General features: G+C 72.2%; 18 protein-coding genes. 10 read left to right on the forward strand and 8 right to left on the reverse strand.

Translation table 11 applies throughout. From position 1 onward, the window contains the following. Positions 1-158: 158 nt before the first annotated feature. The 3 genes from ACIGZJ_RS29555 to ACIGZJ_RS29565 all read left to right on the forward strand — a co-directional run bounded on the left by ACIGZJ_RS29555 (position 159) and on the right by ACIGZJ_RS29565 (position 3,499). The gene (locus tag ACIGZJ_RS29555) at positions 159-914 is read left to right on the forward strand and encodes an SDR family oxidoreductase (RefSeq protein WP_396460110.1); all 756 of its coding nucleotides are present in this window, start codon (positions 159-161) and stop codon (positions 912-914) included. Positions 915-981: 67 nt separating this feature from the next. Beyond that, on the forward strand, positions 982-2,652 hold the full coding sequence (locus tag ACIGZJ_RS29560; RefSeq protein WP_396460111.1) for an alpha/beta hydrolase: 1,671 nt from the start codon (positions 982-984) through the stop codon (positions 2,650-2,652). Positions 2,653-3,013: 361 nt separating this feature from the next. Beyond that, positions 3,014-3,499 carry a 2-oxo-4-hydroxy-4-carboxy-5-ureidoimidazoline decarboxylase gene (locus ACIGZJ_RS29565; RefSeq protein ID WP_392939761.1) on the forward strand — a complete coding sequence of 162 codons (486 nt, stop codon included), beginning with the start codon at positions 3,014-3,016 and terminating at the stop codon, positions 3,497-3,499. Positions 3,500-3,505: 6 nt separating this feature from the next. On the opposite strand, the gene ACIGZJ_RS29570 is transcribed toward ACIGZJ_RS29565, so the two are convergent. Further along, a complete protein-coding gene (locus tag ACIGZJ_RS29570; protein WP_396460112.1) occupies positions 3,506-4,345 on the reverse strand; it encodes a hypothetical protein in 840 nt (279 codons plus the stop codon). Positions 4,346-4,537: 192 nt separating this feature from the next. Here ACIGZJ_RS29570 and sdhC point away from each other — a divergent pair, with 192 nt between their 5' ends. Genes sdhC through ACIGZJ_RS29590 form a run of 4 tightly spaced genes read left to right on the forward strand, consistent with a single transcriptional unit; the run spans position 4,538 to position 7,988 of the window. Then, complete coding sequence (gene sdhC, locus ACIGZJ_RS29575; RefSeq protein WP_392939764.1) at positions 4,538-4,918, forward strand: succinate dehydrogenase, cytochrome b556 subunit; 381 nt, start codon at positions 4,538-4,540, stop codon at positions 4,916-4,918. A gap of 8 nt (positions 4,919-4,926) precedes the next feature. Continuing rightward, positions 4,927-5,418: a succinate dehydrogenase, hydrophobic membrane anchor protein gene (gene sdhD, locus ACIGZJ_RS29580; RefSeq protein ID WP_396460113.1), complete on the forward strand. Its 492-nt coding sequence runs from the start codon at positions 4,927-4,929 to the stop codon at positions 5,416-5,418. A gap of 54 nt (positions 5,419-5,472) precedes the next feature. Further along, positions 5,473-7,215: a succinate dehydrogenase flavoprotein subunit gene (sdhA, locus tag ACIGZJ_RS29585; RefSeq protein WP_396460114.1), complete on the forward strand. Its 1,743-nt coding sequence runs from the start codon at positions 5,473-5,475 to the stop codon at positions 7,213-7,215. After that, on the forward strand, positions 7,215-7,988 hold the full coding sequence (locus ACIGZJ_RS29590) for a succinate dehydrogenase iron-sulfur subunit (RefSeq protein ID WP_392939770.1): 774 nt from the start codon (positions 7,215-7,217) through the stop codon (positions 7,986-7,988). The genes sdhA and ACIGZJ_RS29590 overlap by 1 nt, the downstream gene beginning before the upstream one ends. A gap of 115 nt (positions 7,989-8,103) precedes the next feature. Here the strand turns inward: ACIGZJ_RS29590 and ACIGZJ_RS29595 are convergent, their stop codons facing one another. Continuing rightward, complete coding sequence (locus ACIGZJ_RS29595) at positions 8,104-8,361, reverse strand: SCO4848 family membrane protein (RefSeq protein WP_392939772.1); 258 nt, start codon at positions 8,359-8,361, stop codon at positions 8,104-8,106. Positions 8,362-8,506: 145 nt separating this feature from the next. Here ACIGZJ_RS29595 and ACIGZJ_RS29600 point away from each other — a divergent pair, with 145 nt between their 5' ends. Beyond that, a complete protein-coding gene (locus tag ACIGZJ_RS29600) occupies positions 8,507-9,715 on the forward strand; it encodes a D-alanyl-D-alanine carboxypeptidase family protein (RefSeq protein ID WP_396460115.1) in 1,209 nt (402 codons plus the stop codon). A gap of 33 nt (positions 9,716-9,748) precedes the next feature. On the opposite strand, the gene ACIGZJ_RS29605 is transcribed toward ACIGZJ_RS29600, so the two are convergent. Both ACIGZJ_RS29605 and ACIGZJ_RS29610 read right to left on the reverse strand, forming a co-directional pair. Beyond that, complete coding sequence (locus tag ACIGZJ_RS29605) at positions 9,749-10,684, reverse strand: YihY/virulence factor BrkB family protein (RefSeq protein ID WP_396460116.1); 936 nt, start codon at positions 10,682-10,684, stop codon at positions 9,749-9,751. Between the two features lie 109 nt (positions 10,685-10,793). After that, the gene (locus ACIGZJ_RS29610) at positions 10,794-11,792 is read right to left on the reverse strand and encodes a glycosyltransferase family 2 protein (protein WP_392939776.1); all 999 of its coding nucleotides are present in this window, start codon (positions 11,790-11,792) and stop codon (positions 10,794-10,796) included. A 176-nt stretch (positions 11,793-11,968) separates the two neighbouring features. On the opposite strand from ACIGZJ_RS29610, the gene ACIGZJ_RS29615 reads away from it, so the two are divergent. Then, positions 11,969-15,541, forward strand: coding sequence for a CDP-glycerol glycerophosphotransferase family protein (locus ACIGZJ_RS29615; RefSeq protein WP_396460117.1), 3,573 nt, complete (start codon positions 11,969-11,971; stop codon positions 15,539-15,541). Positions 15,542-15,825: 284 nt separating this feature from the next. Beyond that, positions 15,826-18,324 carry a CDP-glycerol glycerophosphotransferase family protein gene (locus ACIGZJ_RS29620; protein WP_396460118.1) on the forward strand — a complete coding sequence of 833 codons (2,499 nt, stop codon included), beginning with the start codon at positions 15,826-15,828 and terminating at the stop codon, positions 18,322-18,324. Positions 18,325-18,331: 7 nt separating this feature from the next. Here the strand turns inward: ACIGZJ_RS29620 and ACIGZJ_RS29625 are convergent, their stop codons facing one another. The 4 genes from ACIGZJ_RS29625 to ACIGZJ_RS29640 form a co-directional block, all read right to left on the reverse strand. Then, positions 18,332-18,928, reverse strand: a complete 597-nt coding sequence (locus tag ACIGZJ_RS29625) for a 2'-5' RNA ligase family protein (protein ID WP_396460119.1) — start codon at positions 18,926-18,928, stop codon at positions 18,332-18,334. Continuing rightward, the gene (gene trpS, locus ACIGZJ_RS29630; protein WP_396460120.1) at positions 18,925-19,965 is read right to left on the reverse strand and encodes a tryptophan--tRNA ligase; all 1,041 of its coding nucleotides are present in this window, start codon (positions 19,963-19,965) and stop codon (positions 18,925-18,927) included. The genes ACIGZJ_RS29625 and trpS overlap by 4 nt, the downstream gene beginning before the upstream one ends. Positions 19,966-19,995: 30 nt before the next feature. After that, complete coding sequence (locus ACIGZJ_RS29635; protein WP_396460122.1) at positions 19,996-21,318, reverse strand: hemolysin family protein; 1,323 nt, start codon at positions 21,316-21,318, stop codon at positions 19,996-19,998. 132 nt (positions 21,319-21,450) lie between these two features. Further along, the gene (locus tag ACIGZJ_RS29640) at positions 21,451-22,443 is read right to left on the reverse strand and encodes a malate dehydrogenase (RefSeq protein ID WP_396460123.1); all 993 of its coding nucleotides are present in this window, start codon (positions 22,441-22,443) and stop codon (positions 21,451-21,453) included. Between the last annotated feature and the right edge of the window lie 13 nt (positions 22,444-22,456).

The following is a 22,456-nucleotide window of genomic DNA, read 5'->3' on the forward strand; positions in this document are numbered from 1 at the left end:
GGGCAGGTGCACTGGACTTCGCAATCTAGACCCTGCGGCGGTCCGCGGCCGGTGGCGAAACGGCACCCGCTCCCGTCCGTCCGGACCACCGCCATTGAGATGATCGGGTGAGCGACTGAAGTGCTTCCCCAACCGACGTGTTCCCCAGGGAGTGGCAAATGACCGAGCAGAAGGTGGCCGTGGTCACCGGTGCCAGCAGCGGAATCGGCGCGGCGACGGCCCGGCGGCTGGCGGCCGAGGGTTTCGACGTGGTGCTCACCGCCCGGCGGACCGAGCGGATCGAGGAACTGGCCAAGGAGATCGCCGGCCGCGGCGGCTCCGCCCGGGCGGTCACCCTGGACGTCACCGACCGGGCGGCGGTGAACGCCTTCGCGGCCGGGGTGGGCCGGGTGGACGTGCTGGTCAACAACGCCGGCGGGGCGATCGGCGCCGAGTCCGTGGAGGCCGGCGACCCGGCCGACTGGCTGGCGATGTACGAGGTGAACGTGCTCGGCGTGCTGCACGTGACGCAGGCGCTGCTGCCCGCGCTGCGGGCGAGCGGCGACGGCACGGTGCTGGTGCTCTCCTCCACCGCGGCGATCACCGCGTACGAGGGCGGCGGCGGCTACGTGGCGGCGAAGCACGCCGCGCACACCATCGCGGCGACGCTGCGGCTGGAGCTGTGCGGTGAGCCGATCCGGGTGATCGAGATCGCGCCGGGCATGGTGAAGTCCGAGGGCTTCGCCGTCACCCGCTTCCGTGGCGACGAGGAGAAGGCCGCGGCCGTGTACGCGGGCGTGGCCGAGCCGCTGACCTCGGACGACGTCGCGGACACCGTCGCCTGGGCGGTCACCCGGCCCTCGCACGTCAACATCGACCTGCTGGTGGTGCGCCCGCGGGCGCAGGCCGCCAACCACAAGGTCCACCGGGCCTGACGCCCGGCGGCCGGGCGGCCCGGGGGCACTGATCGAACGTGTCACCCGACAGTGATACATACGTGCGATGAGATCTCCCCGGGCCGCCCGCCCGCAGCTTTTGCTGACCGCGCTCGCGGTCGGCACCCTGCTCCTCGTCTCCGCCTGCAACGACACCGCGAAGCCCGCCCAGGACGCGCTCGGCACGCCCTCGTCCGCCGCACCGCCGGCCACCGCGACGGCGAGCCCGACGCCGACGCCGGCCCCGACGCCGACCCCCAAGCCCACCGGCGCCGCGGACCCGGCGCTCAAGCCGTTCTACGGCCAGCAGGTCGCCTGGGCCGCCTGCCCGGCCGACCCCGAGGCCGCCAAGGCCAAGATCGACCTCTCCGGGATGCTCTGCGGCAGGCTGCACGTCCCGCTCGACTACGCCAACCCCGCCGCCGACGCGCTCGACATCGCGCTGATCAAGCTGCCGGCCGGCAAGCCCGACCAGAGGCTCGGCTCGCTGATGGTCAACCCGGGCGGCCCGGGCGGATCCGGCATCGAGATGGTCAAGTACGGCGCCAAGGAGTACGACGGCGCCCTGCACGACCGCTTCGACGTGATCGGCTTCGACCCCCGCGGCACCGGCGAGAGCTCCCCGGTGGTCTGCTACGACGACAGGCAGCACGACGAGGCCAACCAGCTCGACTCCCCGCTGGAGCCGGCGGCCCGCAGGGCCGAGCACGTCAAGGCCTCCACCGACCACGCCGCCGCCTGCCAGGCGAAGTCCGGCAGGCTGCTGCCCTTCGTCGGCACCCGCAACACCGCCCGCGACCTCGACGTGCTGCGCGCCGTGTCCGGCGACAGGAAGCTCAACTACCTCGGCATCTCCTACGGCACGTACCTCGGCGCCCTCTACGCCGAGGAGTTCCCGCAGAACACCGGCCGGCTCATCCTGGACGGCGCCGTCGACCCCGCCCAGGACCGGCTGGACCACGGCATCGACCAGCAGATCGGCTTCGAGAAGGCCTTCGAGCGCTTCGCCGCCGACTGCGTGCAGAACCACGCCGACCAGTGCCCGCTCGGCAAGGACCCGGCCAAGGCCGCCAAGAAGGCCGCCGACTTCCTGGACGGCCTGTACGACCACCCGATGACCGCGAAGGACGGCCGCAAGCTCGGCCGCGACCTCGCCTGGACGGGCACCCTCAGCATGCTCTACGGCGACGAGAAGGTCGCCTGGCAGAACCTGCGCAACGGGCTCGGCTGGGCCATGGTCGGCAACAAGCCGGACCCCCTGCTGTCCTTCGCCGACAACTACAACGGCCGCGACGAGAACGGCCACTACAGCCCGATGGAGGAGGCGAACGGCGCGATCAGCTGCGCCGACGCCGCCCGGCCCGCGCCCACCCCGGAGCGCGCCCAGCAGGCGGTGGCCAAGCTCCAGGCCGAGGCCCCGCTGGTCGCCAAGGGCACCACGGTGGACGACTTCAGCGACCCCGGCTGCGCCTACTGGCCGTTCAAGACCAAGGAGCAGCCGCACGCCGTCCGGGCCGAGGGCAGCGCCCCGATCCTGGTGGTCGGCTCCACCGGCGACCCGGCCACCCCGTACGCCTCCGCCGAGGCGCTGGCCAAGGGCTTCGCCAACGCCACCCTGCTGACCCGGGTCGGCGAGGGCCACGGCGCGTTCGGCAAGGGCAACGCCTGCATCGACGCCGCGCTGGCGGCCTATCTCGTCGACGGCACGATGCCCGCGGCCGGGACGCGCTGCTCCTGACCACGCCGCTCCTGGACCGCGCTGCTCCTGACCGAGCCGCGTCAGGCCCGGCCGCGGTGAGGGCCAAGGCCGGGATTATTAGCAGATGAGGATGGGGAGGGCGCTGACAGCGAGGTGTCAACGTCACAACTTGATAGCTCGATCGGATGAATTCCGCGTGCGCCCTCCCCAACTGATGACCGCTCAACTACCGTGGAGCCGCAGCCCGGCGGGCATCAGGACACCGCCCCGCAGCCCATACTTCAGCTGCTCCACCACCCACACTTCACCGGCACCTCTCCGCCCTCACGAGGAGGACCCGCTGGCCAGCGACATCCCGTCACAGCGGCTCGATCCCAGCTCCGAGCCGACCCTCCTCGGGTTGCACCGCTTCAACGAGGCCGACGCCGGGGCGGCCGAGGAGGCTCTCCTCGCCTGCTGCGGCAGCCACCGGTGGGCCCTTCGGCTCACCGCACACCGGCCCTACCCCGACATAGAGTCCCTGCTCGCCGCCGCGAGCGAGGCCTCCTACGACCTGCGTCCGGCCGACCTGGCCGAGGCGCTGGCCGACGAGAGCTGGATGCCGCAGCCGCTCCTGGGCATGCGCGCACCCGGCAGTCAGGCGGCACACACCGCGCTGCGGGCGGCCCACGCGGCGTACGAGGCCAGGTTCGGCCACGTCTTCGTGGTCTGCCTGGAGGGCGTGGCCCCCGAGGAGATGCTCGACACCGTGCTCACCTCGATCCGCACCCGACTCGCCCACGACCCGGACGAGGAGCGGCTGATCGCGGCGGACGAGCTCCGCCGGATCGCGCTCACCCGTCTGGAGCACCTGGTCGCCACCCATTCGGGGGCCGCCGCACGCTGATCCGGCTCACTTGTGCGCCTGCGCGGCGCGGAGCTTGGCCACCTGCTGCCGGACGATCCGCTCGTCCGGCGCGGTGGCCCGCTCCGCGCCGACGCCGACGGTGGTGAAGACCGCCAGCACCGGTCCGACCCGGGTCAGCACCGCACGCTGAGAGAGCACCACCGCGCCCGATTCATTCGTCAGGGTGAACCCGGTCACCGCGTCGGCTCCCCCGAGCGTGGGCGTGTCGTCCCGGCTCAGCCGGTGCTTCGTCCGCACGCCCTTGCGCGCCTTGTCACTCGGCGGCGCCGGCGCGGTGGAGGTGAAAGTGGCACACGGACCGAACAGCTTCTCCAGCTCCCCCTGCAGCAGCGCCGCCCGGCCCGCCGGGTAGGCCAGCAGTCCTCCGTACACGCCGCCCTTGGGATCGGCCGCCCGCGCCACGCTCAGATCGGTCTCCGCGGTCGGGTAGGCCGAACCGGGCGAGGCCCCGGGTGAGGCGGAGGCCCCACCGGCACCGGCCGCCGGGCTCACCGCGTCCAGCAGCGGCTGACAGGCGGGCACGTCCGAGACCTCCCGCCCGCCGTCGGAGCCGGTCTCGCCGTGACCGGGCGTCATCACCGTCACCGTGTAGCCGGGCCCCAGGTCGCCGTCGGCCACCGCCGCGGCCCGCAGTTCGACGGCGGACAGCTCGCGCCCGGCCCCGGCCCGGTCGGCGGAGCCGTCGACCGTGGTGCAGCCGACGGCGGCCAGCAGCGCGCAGCCGAGGAGGACGGTGGACGGGCGGGGCGGGCGGAGCGGCACGGCGGCCTCGGCAGGGTGTCGGCGGCGGAAGGGGCCGCCACCGTAGCGCAGCCGGACCGTCACCCAGAGCGACCAAACGGCCCGTGGTTCCGGTCCGGCTAGGCCACTCGTGCCTGATTGATCACACCTCGGGCCCCCGGAGGCGGTTCCCGACAACGCGTCGATAGGATGCTGGCGGCCGGTGGACCGTACCCGGCCGGGCTGACCGACACCGAAGCCGGCCGAGCCCCCGATCCGCTTCCGGAGGGTTTTTCCGTGCCGGCTGGAACGCTGTACCGCGGCCGGGAAGGCATGTGGAGCTGGGTGGCTCATCGAGTCACCGGCGTCCTCATCTTCTTCTTCCTGTTCGCTCATGTCCTGGACACCGCGCTGGTGCGGGTGTCACCCGAGGCGTACGACACCGTCATTCAGACGTACAAGACGCCACTGGTGAACCTGATGGAGTACGGCCTGGTGGCCGCCATCCTGTTCCACGCCCTCAACGGCCTGCGGGTCGTCGCCGTGGACTTCTGGTCCAAGGGCCCGAAGTACCAGAGGCAGATGCTCTGGACCGTGGTGGGGGTGTGGGTCGTGCTGATGGCCGGCGCCTTCTACCCGATCCTGCAGCACACGCTGACCACCTGGTTCGGGAAGTGATCTGAGACATGTCCACGGAATACTCCGACGCCCTGGTGATCCCCTCCGCCCAGGCGCACACCGGCAAGGGTCTCGGCACCGGCAACCCGGCGGACGCGTTCGTCATCGAGCCCGCCCGCCAGCGGAGCAAGAAGACCCCGCGCCGCACCCGCACCAACTTCGAGATGCTCGCCTGGCTGTTCATGCGGCTGTCGGGCATCGTCCTCGTGGTGCTGATCCTCGGCCACCTGCTGATCATGCTGGTGCTCGACGGCGGCGTCTCCAAGATCGGCTTCGCCTTCGTGGCGGGCCGCTGGGCGTCCCCGTTCTGGCAGGTCTGGGACCTCCTGATGCTCTGGCTCGCCATGCTCCACGGCGCCAACGGCATGCGGACGGTCATCAACGACTACGCCGAGAAGGACTCCACCCGGCTCTGGCTGAAGGGCCTCATGGGCGCCGCCACGGTCTTCACCGTGCTCCTCGGCACCCTGGTGATCTTCACCTTCGACCCCAACATCTGACGACGCAGCATCTAATCGGCAATCGGCAGAGGCCAGAGGCGAGTTAGAACCCCCATGCAGATTCACCAGTACGACACCGTCATCGTCGGCGCAGGCGGCGCCGGCATGCGCGCGGCCATCGAGTCGACCCAGCGCAGCCGTACCGCCGTGCTGACCAAGCTCTACCCCACCCGGTCCCACACCGGCGCGGCCCAGGGCGGCATGTGCGCCGCCCTCGCCAACGTCGAGGAGGACAACTGGGAGTGGCACACCTTCGACACGGTCAAGGGTGGTGACTACCTGGTCGACCAGGACGCCGCCGAGATCATGTGCAAGGAGGCCATCGACGCCGTCCTCGACCTGGAGAAGATGGGCCTCCCCTTCTCCCGGACCGAGCAGGGCCGGATCGACCAGCGGCGCTTCGGCGGCCACTCGCGCAACCACGGCGAGGCCCCGGTCCGCCGTTCCTGCTACGCGGCCGACCGCACCGGTCACATGATCCTCCAGACGCTGTTCCAGAACTGCGTCAAGCACGGCGTCGAGTTCTTCAACGAGTTCTACGTCCTCGACCTGCTGATCAACGAGGGCAAGACCTCCGGCGTCGTCGCCTACGAGCTGGCCACCGGCGAGATCCACGTCTTCCAGGCCAAGTCGGTCGTGTTCGCCTCCGGCGGCACCGGCAAGTTCTTCAAGGTCTCCTCCAACGCCCACACCCTCACCGGTGACGGCCAGGCCCTGGTCTACCGCCGCGGCCTGCCGCTGGAGGACATGGAGTTCTTCCAGTTCCACCCGACCGGCATCTGGCGCATGGGCATCCTCCTCACCGAGGGCGCCCGCGGCGAGGGCGGCATCCTGCGCAACAAGGACGGCGAGCGCTTCATGGAGCGCTACGCCCCCGTCATGAAGGACCTCGCGTCCCGTGACGTCTGCTCCCGCGCGATCTACACCGAGATCCGCGAAGGCCGCGGCTGCGGTCCGGACGGCGACCACGTCTACCTGGACCTCACCCACCTGCCGCCGGAGCAGCTGGACGCCAAGCTGCCGGACATCACCGAGTTCGCGCGCACGTACCTCGGCATCGAGCCCTACACGGACCCGATCCCGATCCAGCCCACCGCGCACTACGCCATGGGCGGCATCCCGACCAACGTCGAGGGTGAGGTGCTGCGCAACAACACCGACGTCGTCCCCGGCCTGTACGCGGCCGGCGAGGTCGCCTGCGTGTCCGTGCACGGCGCCAACCGCCTGGGCACCAACTCGCTGCTGGACATCAACGTCTTCGGCAAGCGCGCCGGCATCGCCGCCGCCGACTACGCGCAGACGGTGGAGTTCACCGAGCTGCCCGAGAACCCGGCCGAGAAGGTGCAGACGCTGGTCGACGGCCTGCGCGAGTCCACCGGCACCGAGTCCGTGGCACAGATCCGCAAGGAGCTGCAGGAGACCATGGACACCAACGCCATGGTCTACCGCACCGGGGCGACCCTGAAGCAGGCCGTCGAGGACATCGCCGGGCTGCGTGAGCGCTACAAGAACGTCTCCATCCAGGACAAGGGCTTCCGGTACAACACGGACCTCCTGGAGGCCGTCGAGCTGGGCAACCTGCTCGACCTCGCCGAGGTGCTGGCCGTCTCCGCGCTGGCCCGCGAGGAGTCGCGCGGCGGTCACTACCGCGAGGACTTCCCGACCCGTGACGACGTGAAGTTCATGCAGCACACCATGGCGTACCAGGAGGTTGCCGAGGACGGCACCACCTCCATCCGCCTCGACTACAAGCCGGTCGTCACGACCCGCTACCAGCCGATGGAGCGTAAGTACTGATGGGCACTCCGACGATGGAGAAGCACTCGTCCGCTCTGGACGCGGCCGAGGCCGGCGGCGTCCAGCTGATCACCGTCACCTTCCGGATCCGCCGGTTCAACCCGGAGGAGCACCCGGACCCGGTGTGGGTCGACTACCAGCTGGAGCTGGACCCGAAGGAGCGCGTCCTGGACGCGCTCAACAAGATCAAGTGGGAGCAGGACGGCACCCTCACCTACCGCCGTTCCTGCGCGCACGGCATCTGCGGCTCGGACGCGATGCGGATCAACGGCCGCAACCGGCTGGCGTGCAAGACCCTGATCAAGGACGTCAACCCGGAGAAGCCGATCACGATCGAGGCCATCAAGGGCCTCACGGTCCTCAAGGACCTGGTCGTGGACATGGACCCGTTCTTCCAGGCGTACAAGGACGTCATGCCGTTCCTCATCACCAAGGGGAACGACCCGACCCGCGAGCGCCTGCAGTCCGCCGAGGACCGCGAGCGCTTCGACGACACCACCAAGTGCATCCTGTGCGCCGCGTGCACGTCGTCCTGCCCGGTCTTCTGGAACGACGGCCAGTACTTCGGCCCGGCCGCGATCGTCAACGCGCACCGCTTCATCTTCGACTCGCGCGACGAGGGTGCGGAGCAGCGGCTGGAGATCCTGAACGACCGCGAGGGCGTCTGGCGCTGCCGGACCACCTTCAACTGCTCGGAGGCCTGCCCCCGTGGCATCGAGGTCACCAAGGCGATCCAGGAAGTGAAGCGGGCGCTGGTCACCCGCCGCTTCTGAGCCACGCCTGACGCCGAAGGGCCCGCCCGATCCTCCGATCGGACGGGCCCTTCGGCGTTCCCGGCCCCTCCCCGCGCCCGCGGTCGTCCCCGACCGCGGCAGGGCGCGCAACCGCTCAGTCGACGGCCGGGGTGCGCCGGGTGGCGCGCAGGCCGCGGACACCGACGGACCCGACCAGGACGCCGAGGACGAAGGACGTCACGGCGAGCAGGAGGTGGATCCAGAAGAACGCGGTCGGCTGGGAGTGGTCGCCGCCGGTGAAGGCCTGCCCACCGGAGTCCTTCCAGAGGTTCTTGACGAAGGTGACCCAGATCATCATGGACCAGACGCCGAAGGCGGTCAGGAACCAGGAGGTGCGGCGGCTGAGCTTCATGAAGGTCCTCGGCGGGGCGGCGGCGTGAAGATGGCGTGCTCCCCCAGTATGCGCGGAGGGCCGTTCGGAGCACCGCGGACCCCTCCTGCGGAGGACGGATCCGGAGTGGCGGACGGCGCAGCCGCGGACTGGGTACGGTCTGCGGGTGCCCACACGCCGTCATTTCCCGCGCCGTACGCTCGCACCGCTGATCTCCGCGCTCACCGCGCTCGCGCTGGGGGCCCCGGCCGCCGCCGCGGCCCCGCAGCCGCCACCGCCGCCGACCGCGATCGGCGGCGAGCGGATGGGGCTGTCGGGCGTCCAGGTGGCCCCGCTGCCCGGCGCCCCGGCGCTACCGGGGGACCTCACCGGGCGGTCCTGGATAGTTGCCGACGCCACCTCGGGCGAGGTGCTGGCGGCCAGCAATCCGCACCTGCGGCTCGCCCCGGCCAGCACGCTGAAGATCCTCTTCGCGGACACCGTGCTGCCCAAGTTCGACCGCAACCTGGTGCACCGGGTCGCCGACGCCGAGATCCAGGGGATCGGTGCGGGCAGCAGCCTGGTCGGCATCAAGGAGGACCTCGACTACAAGGTCGAGGACCTCTGGCGCGGGGTGTTCCTCAGCTCCGGCAACGACGCGGTGCACGTGCTCGCCCACATGAACGGCGGCGTCCAGCAGACCGTCGCCGAGATGCAGGCCCGCGCGGACGCGCTGCAGGCCCGCGACACCCGGGTGGTCTCCCCCGACGGCTACGACATGGAGGGCCAGCTCTCCTCGGCGTACGACCTGACCCTGTTCGCCCGGGCCGGGCTGCGCAACCCCGACTTCCGGATGTACTGCGCCACCCGGGACGCCATATTCCCCGGCGCGGTGGACAAGAACACCGGTCAGCGCGGCAGCTTCGGGATCGCCAACACCGACCGGCTGCTCGGCAAGTACCCGGGGCTGATCGGCGTGAAGAACGGTTTCACCACCGAGGCGGGATCGACCTTCGTCGGCGCCGCCGAACGGGGCGGCCGCACCCTGCTGGTGACGGTGATGCACCCGACGACCTACCAGAAGGTGTACGACGAGACGGCGGCGCTGCTGGACTGGGGGTTCGCCGCCGCCGACAAGGTCACGCCGATCGGGAGGCTGGTCGACGAGGCGCCCGCCGCGGCCGAGACCGCGCCGACCGGGCAGGCGGGCGGCGCCGCCGGGGTGCCCGCGCCGCCGCCGCACCCCTCTCCGACGGCCGCCGCCGCGGCCGCCGCGCCCGCCGTCGAGGGCGGCGGCGGGATCGGCCCGGCCGGCTGGCTGGGGATCGCGCTCGGCCTGACCGCGGGCGGCACGGTGATGCTGGTCGTGCTGCGCAGGCGCGGCCGCACGGCCTGACCGCCGGGCGGACGGGCCCGGTCCCCCGGAGCTTCAGCTCCCGGACCGGGCCCCCGCCGTGTCGTCCGGCTCCGCCAGCACCTCGCGGGCGCGGGCGACGGCACGCTCCCGGGCGGCCGCCGGATCGGCCACGGCCGTCCAGGCCACGCAGTACATCAGCAGCCGCGAGACGAAGTTGATCCACAGCAGCAGCGCGACCGGCACGCCGAAGGCGCCGTACAGGCTCTTGCCCGCGACCGAGCCCAGGTAGGAGGCGAGCAGGATCTTCAGCAGCTCGAAGCCGACCGCGCCGATCAGCGCGCCCTGCAGCACGTCGCGCCGGTGCTGGCCGCCGATCCGGGGGAAGGGCGCCAGCAGGTAGGCGAAGAGCACGGCGTCCGAGGCGATCGCGATCAGCAGGCCGACGCCGGTCAGCAGGTAGCCGCCCGGTCCGCCGGTGCCCAGGCCGATCCAGTCGGCGATCCGGCCGGCCAGGGTGGTGCCGGCGGTGGAGGCCGCCAGCGAGAACAGCGAGATCAGGCCGAGGCCGCCCAGCACCACGCAGTCCCAGGCCTTGCGCAGCACCGGGTTGCCGTCCTCCTCGGGCAGCTGCCAGATGTCCCGGATCGAGGTGCGCATGGTGTCCACCCAGCCGAGGCCGGACAGCAGCAGCAGGACACCGCTGACCAGTCCGACGGCGCCCGCGTTGGCCACCAGCGACGGCAGGTTGAGCGAGTCCGAGATGCCGGGCAGCTGGTCGGAGATGCGCTTCTGCAGCTCGTCGATCCGGCTGTCGCTGAGGGTGGCCACCGCGATCGCCAGCGCCACGGTGAGCAGCGGGAAGAGCGCCAGGAAGCCGAAGAAGGTGACCGCGCCGGCCAGCCGGTTGCCCCGGGCGGCGGTGAAGTGCTCGTAGACCCGGTACGGGCGGCTGCGCAGCACCCGCGCCACGAGCGGGCCGATCACCGGGAGGCGGGTGAGGAAGTCCACCGTCCCCTTATACCGGGCCGTCCTCCGAACGGCCGTCAGGCTCGACGCGGCGGGCGGGAGTCGGCCCGGCGGCGGCGGCCCAAGGCGGCGGTCCGCGGCGGTCGAACGGTCAGCGGCGCAGGGCGCGGCGGGCCCGGGCCAGGGCGCGGACGGCCTGGTAGGCGGTGTAGCGGCCGTGGCTGAGCAGTTCGGTGCGCACGCCGTCGACGCCGGGGGCCGGCCGGTAGCCGGCCGGGCGCAGCCGGGCGCAGTGCGCGGCGGCGCGGCGGAAGTACTCGCGGCGGTCGCCGGGCGGGATCCGGCCGGGCCGGGAGACCACGGTGTTGAGGTGGTGCAGCATCCGGCCGTAGACCACCGGGCGCCAGCGGTCCAGCTCGGGGCGGGCGTCCAGGAAGGCGAAGACCAGCGCGTACTGGGCGAACACGTCGAAGTGCTTGCGACTGGCGGTGGCCAGGATGTTCCCGCCCTCCTGGCGCTGGCGGTAGTGCACGCCGACCTGGTCGAGCAGGGTGATGCTCGCGGCGGAGAGCAGCGCCGGGTACGTCCAGGGGGTGTCCTCGTAGTAGCCGGCCGGGAAGACGAGGCCCTGTGCGGCGATGAAGTCGCGCCGGTAGGCCTTGTTCCAGACCACCTGCAGCAGGTCCAGCAGGTCGGGGCGGGCGTCGAGGTCGAAGACGTCCGCGGAGGGGGCGTCGAAGACCTTGGCCGAGGCGGCCCGGGTGATCCGGCCGTCGGCGTAGGTGCGGGCGTAGTCGTAGACCAGGACGTCCGGGTCGCCGCCGGCCGCGAGCCGGTCGTCGACGGCCTTCAGCAGGCCGGGGGTGAGCGTGTCGTCGCTGTCCAGGAAGAGCACGTACTCGCCGGTGGCGACCTCCAGGCCGGCGTTGCGGGCCCGGCCGAGGCCGACGTTCTCCGGCAGGTGCAGCACCCGTACCCGCGGGTCGCGGGCGGCCGCCTCGTCCAGCAGTGCGCCGCAGCCGTCCGGGGAGCGGTCGTCCACCGCGATCAGTTCGAGGTCCGGTCCACCCTGGCCGAGCACCGAGTCGAGGCACTCACCGAGGTACTCCTGCACCTGGTACACGGGGACGATGACGCTGAAGCGGGGCATGGGCACACAGTAGCGGTCACCGGTCCGCGCCCGGCCGCCGTGCCCGGGCCACCGGCACCCGGAGGGGCCCGCAGCCCGGACGGTAGGATCGGTGGGCACGTACGCACCGGTTCAAAGTGCGGCCAGACCCCGAACGGGCTGCCACGCTCCTTCTCCAAGAAAGGCCTGCGTAGCCGATGGCTCCCCGCCTCTCCATCGTCGTCCCGATCTACAACGTCGAGCGCTACCTCGAGGAATGCCTCGACTCGATCGCCGCCCAGACCTTCACGGACTTCGAGTGCGTCATGGTCGACGACGGGTCGAAGGACGACAGCGCGGCCCTCGCCGAGGCGTACGCGGCCAAGGACTCCCGGTTCCGGCTGGTCCGCCAGGTGAACAAGGGCCTCGGCGCGGCCCGCAACACCGGCATCCGGCACATCGACCCGGACGGCGAGTTCCTCTGCTTCGTCGACAGCGACGACTCGATGCCGCCGAGCGCCTACGAGCTGATGATCAACACGCTCGACGAGACCGGCTCCGACTTCGCCACCGGCAACGTGCTGCGGTTCCGCGCCGTCGGCTACTACCAGTCCGGGGGCCACAGCAAGCCGTTCAAGGAGACCAGGCTCAAGACCCACATCACCGAGATCCCGGCGCTGGTCACCGACCGCACGGCGTGGAACAAGGTCTACCGCCGCACCTTCTTCGACAGGGCCGGCCTGCTCTACCCCGAGGGCATCCTGTACGAGGACGCCCCGGTCAGCGTGCCGCACCACTACCTCGCCAACAGCGTGGACGTGCTCTCCGAGCCGATCTACCACTGGCGCGAGCGCGAGGTCGGCGAGATGTCGATCACGCAGATGCGCACCAACCCCAAGGGCCTGATCGACCGCGTCACCTCGGTGGAGCTGGTCCGCGGCTGGCTGAAGAAGCAGACCGACCCGCGCTTCGCCAAGTACCTGCACTCCTACGACGAGAACACCCTCGTCGAGGAGATCCCGATGTTCTTCTGGTCCGTCGTGGACGGCGACAAGGAGTACCGGGCCGCCTACATCAAGTGCGTCAGCCGGCTGCTCCGGGCGATCGGCCCCGAGCAGGTCCGCAAGCTGCGCGCGCCGCTGCGGCTCAAGTACCACCTGACCCTGCAGGGCCGGATCGACGAGCTGGTCGAGCAGATCAAGTACGAGGGCGAGACCAACGGCGGCGCCCCGGCGAAGGGCCTGCTGCGCCCGTACGCCGACTACCCGTTCCTGCGCGGCGGCCGCAAGAGCGTGCCGAGCGGCGTGCTGAAGCTCGAGAACTCGCTGGTCATGCGCAGCCGGCTGTACGAGTCGGCCTGGGTCGACGGCAAGCTGCAGCTGACCGGGCACGCCTACCCGGAGCAGCTCGGCGCCGAGGGCCGGCACGACATGGTCAAGGTGCTGGTGCTGCGCGAGGCCAAGGGCCGCCGGGTGCTCGCCGTGCAGACGAAGACGCAGTACAGCCCGGAGGCCACCGCCAGCTCCAAGCACGACCTTTACAACTGCGACTGGGCGGGCTTCACCGCCGCCATCGACCCCAAGCGGCTCAGGCACCGCGGCCAGTGGAAGGACGGCAACTGGCGGGTGCTGGTGGCCGGCATGGGCAAGGGCGGCGTCTACAAGGGCCGGATCTCCGCCGGCTGGAGCGACAGCGCCGAGTACCTGCCCGCGCACTGGGTCGAGCAGGACGTGCGGATCGTGCCGTGGGTCCGCGACGGCCACGTCTACCTGCGGGTGGAGACCGTGCGGGCCCGGGTGACCGGTCTGGCCGCGCACGACGGCCGGATCGAGCTCTCCGGTGCGGCGCGCTCCGGCTCCGACCTCGCCGGCGCCCGGCTGAAGCTCACCCACGTCGAGTCCGACCGCGAGCTGGTGTACCCGCTGGAGCTCGGCACCCCCGCGGGCCTGCTCCAGCCGTTCAGCGCCTCCTTCGCGGTGGACGAGCTGACCGCCGTCCGCGAGGCCTGGGCCGAGCTGGACCCGGTCGCCGAGGACCGCAGCCGGGACCGCTGGGACACCGCCCTGCTGCTCGCCGACGGCACCACCGTGCCGGTGGCGCTGGACGACCGCAACGCGCCCGAGCAGCTGCACCTCGCGCTGAACCCGCAGGCGTCGGCCGTCAAGCGCCGCGCGCTGTACTCCAAGCCCTCCCCCGGCGGCTACCTGCAGCTGGCCGACCAGGTGCTGCAGCCCGTGGTGGACGAGGTCGCCGCCCGCGGCGAGGACGGCTTCCTGATCAGCGGGTCCTTCCCGCTGCCGGGCAGCCACCGCTGGGAGCTGGTGGTCCGGCACAACTGGCGCGAGGAGGAGCACGCCTACCCCGTGGAGATCGCGGACGGCCGGTTCCGCACCGCGCTGCCGCCGGTGCCCACCGCCTCCTTCGCCGGCCGGGTGCCGCTCGCCCAGGGCACCTGGGACGTCTTCTTCCGCGAGGTCGGCACCCCGGTCGGCGCGACGGCCCACTCGCACGCCCTGATCGGGCCGGAGTGCTTCCGCGCGCTGCCGCTGGAGGTCGAGTCGCGCGGCAAGCGGATCGTGCTGGAGCGCCGCCACTACGACGGCCTCTCGCTGGAGTCGCACTCCGCGCTGCTCCCCGAGGAGCGCAGCGGCTACCGCCAGCGCCAGCTGCGGACGGTCGACTACCCGGCCGCCCGCCGCCACCCGCTGCGCGAGACGGTGCTGTACAACGCCGCGCTCGGCGGGCTCTACGCGGACTCGCCCCGGGCGGTCCACGAGGAGCTGGTGCGCCGCGGCCTGCCGCTGGAGCACCTGTGGGGCAGCGACGACCTGCAGGCCGCGGTGCCGCAGAGCGCCGACGCGATCCGGCTCTGGAGCCCGGAGTGGTTCGAGGCGCTGGCCACCGCCAAGTACATCGTCACCAGTGCCCACCTGCCGGACTTCTTCGTCCGCCGCCCGGGCCAGGTGGTCGTGCAGACCTGGCACGGCACGCCGCTGAAGCAGATCGGGTACGACTTCGAGAAGATCTGGTTCACCGACGCGCACTACCTGAAGGGTGTCGCCAAGGAGGTCCCGAACTGGAGCCTGCTGGTCGCGGGCAACACCTTCTCGGCTCCGGTCCTGCGCCGCGCGTTCGACTTCAAGGGCGAGATCCTGGAGAGCGGCTCGCCGCGCAACGACCTGCTGTTCGCGGCCGACCGGGAGAAGACCGCGGAGCAGGTCCGCGAGCGGCTCGGCCTGCCCGAGGGCAAGAAGGTGGTGCTCTACGCGCCGACCTTCCGCGAGGACCGGCGGCGCCCCAACGGCGGCTACCAGCTGGACCTGCGGCTCGACCTGGAGGCCGCCAAGGCCGCGCTGGGCGAGGACCAGGTACTGCTGGTGCGCCGGCACAGCGTGATGTGCGGTCAGATCCCCGGGGCCGGCAACGGCTACGTCTGGGACGTCGGCAGCTACCCCGACATGGCCGAGCTGCTGCTGGTCGCGGACGTGCTGGTCACCGACTACTCGTCGGCGGTGTTCGACTTCGCCGCCACCGGCAAGCCGGTGCTGCTCTTCACGTACGACCTGGAGCACTACCGCGACAACCTGCGCGGCTTCAGCCTCGACTACGAGGGGCAGGCGCCCGGCCCGATGCTGGCGACCTCCGAGGAGCTGGTCTCCGCGCTGGGCCGGCTGGACGAGGTGGGCGCCGAGTACGCCGACCGGTACGCGGCCTTCCGTGAGGCGTACTGCGACCTCGACGACGGCCAGGCCTCCGCCCGCGTGGTGGACGCGATGCTCCGCAAGGAGTAGCCCCGACTCCGTACCGCCCGTCAGGCGCCCGACGCGATCCGCGTCGGGCGCCTGTTCGGTTTTCCGGGGGTTACCTGGACACCGCCTGTGCTTTGCGCCCCTTTTGCCATCGAACTCACGTTTCGTCAACGAATTTCTCAGGGAATCCACCGAACTGCACAGTTGACCACACCAGTCATTTCGGTATGGGATATCGAATCGGCCCCTCGTCCGACCCCCATCGGTACGAAGGGCCCCCCGGCCCACCGCCATGGACCGGGATCCCGTCCCGAAGGGCACCCCCCATGCCAGTCCTCACCCGGCTCGTCCTCCCGCACGCCACCCCCCGCGGGACGGACGGCGCACCCGTCGGGGACGAGGACGTCGTCTTCGGCCTGCTGCGCGCCCGCTGGAGCGCCCGCGGCCTCGAACTCACCGGCTTCGCCCGCCCGGACGGCCTCGACACCGCCCGGCCCGGCTCCGCCTGGACCTGGCTGACCCTGCGCCGCTCCGAGGACGAGCCCCCGGTCCACCTGCGCTCCAGGCCCCGCCGGCTGCCCGAGGTCACCGACGACAGCGCCCAGTCCGAGCACAACCACGACTGGTCCGGCTTCACCGCCCTGATCGAGCCGCGCCGGCTGCGCCGCGGCGAGGAGTGGCTGCTCGGCGACTGGCAGGTCGAGACCACCCTCTTCACCCGGCCCCGCGCGGCCCGGCTGCGCCGCCAGTACGGCGCCCTCGCCCCGCACTGGTGCGGCTCCGGCGAGTACCCGCCGGCCCGCTGGGTCGACCGCGACGTCCGGCTGCAGCCCCGGTTCGACGACGGCCGGCTCTGGCTGCGCCTCGAACGCCCCGGCGTCCGGCTCGGCTCCGCCCACCCCGGTGCGGACGGCCTCGCCCTGTGCGGCACCGCCGACCACTGCCCGCCCGGCACCGTCCTGCGGCTGCGCCACCGCGAGAGCGACGCCGTCCTCACCGCGCCCGTCGCCCTGACCGGCAACAGCTTCGCCGCCCACCTGCCGTTCCGGCCGTTCACCGCCGACGGGCGCGGCGCCGGGGAGCCGGAGCACTGGGACGTCGAACTGCTGCGCCCCGACGGCTCCACCGAGCAGCTCACCCTGGACGAGCGCGGCGGCCCGGTGGCCGGCCAGCACCCGCTGCCCGGCGTGCCCGACCGGGTCCTCTACCTCAAGCACCTCGCCGACGGCCGGCTCCAGATCTGCGTCCAGCCCGCGGCCGGCTGGGTCGAGCGGGTCGCCACCCGCCCGGACGGCTTCGAGCTCACCGGCCGCTGCCCCGCCCCGGGGCCGCTCGAACTCGTCCTGCGCCACACCGGCAACGCCGGGGAGGTCCGCCACCCGGTCGACCTGGCCGAGGACGGCCGGTTCCGGATCCGGCTGCCCGCCACCCGCACCGGCTCGGACGGCGCCGCCCTGCCGCTGCGCAAGGGCGTCTGGGAGGCCGCGCTGCGGACCGCCGACGGAGCCGGTCCGCGGCGGCCGCTGGTCGCCGCCCCCGGCGCGCTGGGCTCGCTGCCCGCCGCCACCCGGGTCGGCGGCAAGCGGATCCTGCTCCAGCGGCGCTGGCACGACACCCTGCTGCTGGACTCCACGCCCGTCCTCACCGCCGCCGAGCGCAGCGCCTGGACGCAGGCCCGCCAGCGCACCGACGGCTACCCGGCCGCCCGCCGCCGCCCGCTGCGCGAGGCCGTGCTCTACGACGTGTTCGGCGGCCGCGGCTACGCCGACTCACCGCGCGCCGTGCACACGGAACTCGCCCGGCGGGACGCGCCGTTGGAGCACCTGTGGGTGGTCGACGACGCCCAGGCCCGGCTGCCCGCCGGGGTCCGGCCGGTGCGGATCTGGAGCCCCGAGTGGTACGAGGCGCTGGGCTCCAGCCGGTACCTGGTCGGCAACACGCACTTCCCGGACTTCCTGCGCCGGCGCCCCGGCCAGGTCGTGGTGCAGACCTGGCACGGCTCGCCGCTCAAGCGGATCGCCCACGACGTCGAGAACCCCTGGCTGGCCGACCACGGCTACCTGGAGGCGCTCGACCGGGAGACCCCGCAGTGGAGCCTGCTGCTCTCCCCCAGCCCGTTCGCCACCCCGGTGATGCGCCGGGCCTTCCGCTACCAGGGCGAGATCCTGGAGGCCGGCTACCCGCGCGGCGACGTCCTCGCCCGGCCCGACGCGCACACGGCCGCGCTGGTCCGGCGCCGGCTCGGCATCCCCGAGGGCAGACGCGTCGTGCTGTACGCCCCGACCTGGCGCGAGGACCAGCAGCACGGTGACGGCGACGGGTTCCGCCTGGACCTGCGGATCGACCTCGACCAGGCCCGGCGCGCGCTCGGCCGGGACCACGTACTGCTGATCCGCCCGCACGCGCACGTCCGCGAGCCGCTGCCCGGCGCCGGGGACGGCTTCCTGTACGACTGCGGGGACTACCCCGACGTGCAGGAGCTGCTGCTGATCGCCGACGTGCTGGTCACCGACTACTCGTCGATCATGTTCGACTTCGCGATCACCGGGCGTCCGGTGCTGTTCTTCACCTACGACCTGGAGCACTACCGGGACACCCTGCGCGGCTTCTACTTCGACTTCGAGCCGCAGGCCCCGGGCCCGCTGATCCCCGACTCGGCCGGCCTGCTGGACGCGCTGCGCGACCTCGCCGACTGCGGCGGGGAGCCGCCCGCCGGGTACCAGGAGCGCTACCGGCGCTTCCGGGCGACGCACTGCGGGCTCGACGACGGCGGCGCCGCCCGCCGGGTGGTGGACCGGATGCTCGAACTCGGCGGCGCCGGATGAGGACCGGTCAGCAGAAGCGGTAGGCCCGCCAGGGCCGCCAGACCTCGTCCGCGTCGAAGCGGGACAGGCTGAACCCGGGCACCCGGAAGGCCGCCCGGAAGCCCTTGGCCTGCTCGTACGCCTGGTCGAGCGCGTCCTCGGACAGCCCGTGCGCCACGGTGACGTGCGGGTGGTACGGGAACGCCAGCTCGCGGGCCAGCGGGCCGGAGCGGATGTCCGCCTCCAGCAGCCGACACTCCTGCGCGCCCTCCTCGACCCGGACGAACACCACCGGGGAGACCGGGCGGAAGGTCCCGGCGCCCTGCAGCAGCATCCGGAACGGCCGGTGCGCCCGGGCCACCGCCGCCAGGTGCTCCTCGATCTTCGCCAGCTCCGCGGCGGGCACCTCGGTCGGCGGCAGCAGCGTGACGTGCGTGGGTATCGACCGGGCCAGCGGGTCGCCGTGCCCGGCCCGCGCGTCCTGGATCGCCGAGCCGTACGGATCCGGGACGCTCACGGACACGCCGATGGTGACGACCTCGGGAAGGCCGCCCTCCGCCTCCGAGTGCTCGGAGGCGAAGGGCGAACCGCTGCCACCACCGGGCAGGCTCGTCAGCGCTGTCACCGCTTGGCGGCCGGGAGGAAGCCGATCCGGTCGTACACCGTCTCCAGCGTCTGCGAGGCCACCGCCCGGGCCTTCTCCGCGCCGATCGCCAGGACGCGGTCCAGCTCGGCCGGGTCGTCCAGGAAGCTGTGGGTGCGCTGCTGGAACGGCGTCACCCACTCGGTGAACAGGTCGGCCAGCTCGGTCTTCAGGGCGCCGTACATCCGGCCCTCGAAGTGCTCGACCAGCTGCTCGATCGACTGGCCGCTGAGCGCGGAGTGAATGCGCAGCAGGTTGGAGACGCCGGCCTTCTCCTCCTCGTCGTAGGAGACGACGGTGCCGGTGTCGGTGACGGCGCTCTTGAACTTCTTCGCGCTCACCTTCGGCTCGTCCAGCAGGCTGACCAGGCCCTTGGGCGAGGAGGCCGACTTGCTCATCTTGACGGCCGGGTCCTGGAGGTCCTGGATCTTCGCCGTCTCCTTGAGGATGTACGGCTTCGGCACGGTGAAGGTCGGGCTGTAGCGGGTGTTGAAGCGCTCCGCGAGGTCCCGGGTGAGCTCCACGTGCTGGCGCTGGTCCTCGCCGACCGGCACCGCGTCCGCCTGGTAGAGCAGGATGTCGGCGATCTGCAGGATCGGGTAGGTGAACAGGCCGACGGAGGTGCTCGCGGCGCCCTGCTTCGCGGACTTGTCCTTGAACTGGGTCATCCGGGAGGCCTCGCCGAAGCCGGTGAGGCAGTTCATCACCCAGCCGAGCTGCGCGTGCTCGGGCACGTGGGACTGGATGAAGAGCGTGCAGCGCTCCGGGTCCAGGCCCGCGCCGAGCAGCTGGGCGGCGGAGATCCGGGTGTTCTGGCGCAGCGTCGCCGGGTCCTGCTCGACGGTGATCGCATGCAGGTCGACCACCATGTAGAAGGCGTCGTTGGCCTCCTGGAGGTCGACCCACTGGCGCACCGCGCCGAGGTAGTTGCCGAGGTGGAACGAGCCGGAGGTGGGCTGGATGCCGGAGAGCACCCGGGGACGGTCCTTGACCGGACCAGTGACCGCTGCGTTGACCATGCGGGCCATTGTTCCAGTTCCACCGACCGCTCAGGAAACCTCCGCCCCCGGAGGTTCCGACAGTGTGACGGCACTCACCCTGATCCGGGCGATCCGACGGCCCTCCAGCTTGGCCACCGTCAGCAGCACGCCGTCCGCGCCGTCGGCGATCCGTACCTGGTCACCGTCGGCCGGCAGCCGCCCGAGCGCCGCCACCACGCAGCCGGCCACCGTCTCGTAGGGGCCCTCGGGGAGGGTGACACCCGTCTCCTCGGTGAAGTCGCCGAGGTTGAGCAGGCCGTCCAGCTCGATGCCGCCGCCGGCCATCCGGCGGGTGGTGGTCGGCTCCTGGGAGTCGTACTCGTCGCGGATCTCGCCGATCACCTCCTCCACCAGGTCCTCCAGGGTGACGATGCCGGCGGTGCCGCCGTACTCGTCCACCACGATCGCCAGGTGGTGGCCCTCGCGGCGCATCTCGCCCATCGCCTCCAGCACCCGCTTGGTGCCCGGCAGCAGCTTGACCGGGCGGGCCAGGTCGCGGACCTTGACCGCCTGCTCGCCGCGCGCGCCGTAGAGGTCGCGGACGTGCACGAAGCCGGTCACCGCGTCGTAGCTGCCCTCGACCACCGGGTAGCGCGAGTGCGGCGAGGAGTCGGCCTGCTCGCGGACCTCGGGGAGCAGCCGATCGGCGTCCAGGAAGGTCACCTCGGTGCGCGGGACCATCACCTCGCGCAGCTGGCGCTCGCCGGCCGCGAACACGTCGGCGATCAGTGCCCGCTCGTCGCTGCCGAGTTCGGTGTTCGCGGCGACCAGACCGCGCAGCTCCTCGGAGCTCATCGAGCCGCGCCCGGCCGCCGGGTCGCCGCCGAGCAGCCGGACCATCAGGTCGGTGGAGTGGCCGAGCAGCCAGATCACCGGGCGCAGCGCCACCGACATGACGTCCACCACCGGCGCGGCGAGCACCGCGATGGAGTCGGCGCGCTGCAGGCCGATCCGCTTGGGGGTGAGCTCGCCGAGGACCAGCGAGGCGTAGCTGATCACCAGGGTCAGCCCGACCAGGGCGACCGCGTCGGCCAGGCCCTCCGAGAGCCCCGCCCGGACGAACACCGGGGCCAGCTTGCCCGCCAGGGTGTCCGCGCCGAAGGCCGCGGACAGGAAGCCCATGCAGGTCACCCCGACCTGCACGGCCGCCAGGAAGCGGTTCGGGTCGGCCGCGAGGTGCGCCGCCCGGGCCGCCCGCCGGGTACCGCGGGACTCCAGGGTCCTGATCTGCCCCTCGCGCAGCGAGATCAGCGAGATCTCGGCGACGTTGAACAGGCCGCCCAGCATGATGAAGACGAGTACGAGCGCCGCGTCCTCGATGGTTTCGCTCACGGGGGGTCAGTGTAGGTCCGGCCGGGGAGCAGGTGGTGGAGGAACGGACCGGCCCGCCGCCTCCGGGTGGAGGCGGCGGGCCGGGTGCCGTGGTGCGGCGGCGCTCGGAGGCGGCGCTCAGGGGGCGGGTGCTCAGATCAGGTTGAGCGCCTGGACCGCGTCGCGCTCCTCGACCAGCTCCTTGACCGAGGCGTCGATGCGCCCGCGGGAGAAGTCGGAGATCTCCAGGCCCTGGACGATCTCGAAGGAGCCGTTCTTGGTGGTGACCGGGAAGGAGGAGATGATGCCCGGCTCGACGCCGTAGGAGCCGTCGGAGACGATGCCCATCGAGGTCCAGGAGCCCTCGGCGGTGCCGTTGACCCAGGTGTGGACGTGGTCGATGGCGGCGTTGGCGGCCGAGGCGGCCGAGGAGGCGCCACGGGCGTCGATGATCGCGGCGCCGCGCTTGGCCACGGTCGGGATGAAGTCGCCCTCCAGCCAGGCCTGGTCGCTGCCGGCCGCCTCGAAGGCGTTCTTGCCGGCGACCTCGGCGTGGAAGATGTCCGGGTACTGGGTCGCGGAGTGGTTGCCCCAGATGGTGACGTTCTTGATGTCCGCCACGGCGGCACCGGTCTTGCGGGCCAGCTGGGCGACCGCGCGGTTGTGGTCCAGGCGGGTCATCGCGGTGAAGCGCTCGGCCGGCACGTCCGGGGCGTTGCGCTGGGCGATCAGGGCGTTGGTGTTGGCCGGGTTGCCGACCACCAGGACCTTGATGTCGTCCGCGGCGTTGTCGTTGATGGCCTTGCCCTGCGGGCCGAAGATGCCGCCGTTGGCCTGCAGCAGGTCGCCGCGCTCCATGCCGGCGGTGCGCGGGCGGGCGCCGACCAGCAGGGCGACGTTGGCGCCGGCGAAGGCCACGTTCGGGTTGTCGGTGATCTCGATGCCGCGCAGCAGCGGGAAGGCGCAGTCGTCGAGCTCCATCGCGGTGCCCTCGGCGGCCTTGAGGCCCTGCGGGATCTCCAGGAGGCGCAGGTTCACCGGCACGTCGGCGCCGAGCAGGTGGCCCGAGGCGATGCGGAAGAGCAGCGCGTAGCCGATCTGGCCGGCCGCTCCGGTGATGGTGACGTTGACGGGGGTGCGGGTCATTTCTACCTTCTCC

The organism is Kitasatospora sp. NPDC052868 (assembly GCF_044547105.1).
Classification (GTDB): domain Bacteria; phylum Actinomycetota; class Actinomycetes; order Streptomycetales; family Streptomycetaceae; genus Kitasatospora.

Bases quoted from the DNA above. Each gene is read 5' to 3' on its own strand.
- ACIGZJ_RS29610 (WP_392939776.1), bottom strand. From the start codon at position 11,792: ATGCCCCGCTTCAGCGTCATCGTCCCCGTGTACCAGGTGCAGGAGTAC.
- ACIGZJ_RS29555 (WP_396460110.1), top strand. From the start codon at position 159: ATGACCGAGCAGAAGGTGGCCGTGGTCACCGGTGCCAGCAGCGGAATC.
- ACIGZJ_RS29560 (WP_396460111.1), top strand. From the start codon at position 982: ATGAGATCTCCCCGGGCCGCCCGCCCGCAGCTTTTGCTGACCGCGCTC.
- sdhD (WP_396460113.1), top strand. From the start codon at position 4,927: ATGTCCACGGAATACTCCGACGCCCTGGTGATCCCCTCCGCCCAGGCG.
- ACIGZJ_RS29620 (WP_396460118.1), top strand. From the start codon at position 15,826: ATGCCAGTCCTCACCCGGCTCGTCCTCCCGCACGCCACCCCCCGCGGG.
- ACIGZJ_RS29595 (WP_392939772.1), bottom strand. From the start codon at position 8,361: ATGAAGCTCAGCCGCCGCACCTCCTGGTTCCTGACCGCCTTCGGCGTC.
- trpS (WP_396460120.1), bottom strand. From the start codon at position 19,965: ATGGTCAACGCAGCGGTCACTGGTCCGGTCAAGGACCGTCCCCGGGTG.
- ACIGZJ_RS29590 (WP_392939770.1), top strand. From the start codon at position 7,215: ATGGGCACTCCGACGATGGAGAAGCACTCGTCCGCTCTGGACGCGGCC.
- ACIGZJ_RS29615 (WP_396460117.1), top strand. From the start codon at position 11,969: ATGGCTCCCCGCCTCTCCATCGTCGTCCCGATCTACAACGTCGAGCGC.
- ACIGZJ_RS29640 (WP_396460123.1), bottom strand. From the start codon at position 22,443: ATGACCCGCACCCCCGTCAACGTCACCATCACCGGAGCGGCCGGCCAG.
- sdhA (WP_396460114.1), top strand. From the start codon at position 5,473: ATGCAGATTCACCAGTACGACACCGTCATCGTCGGCGCAGGCGGCGCC.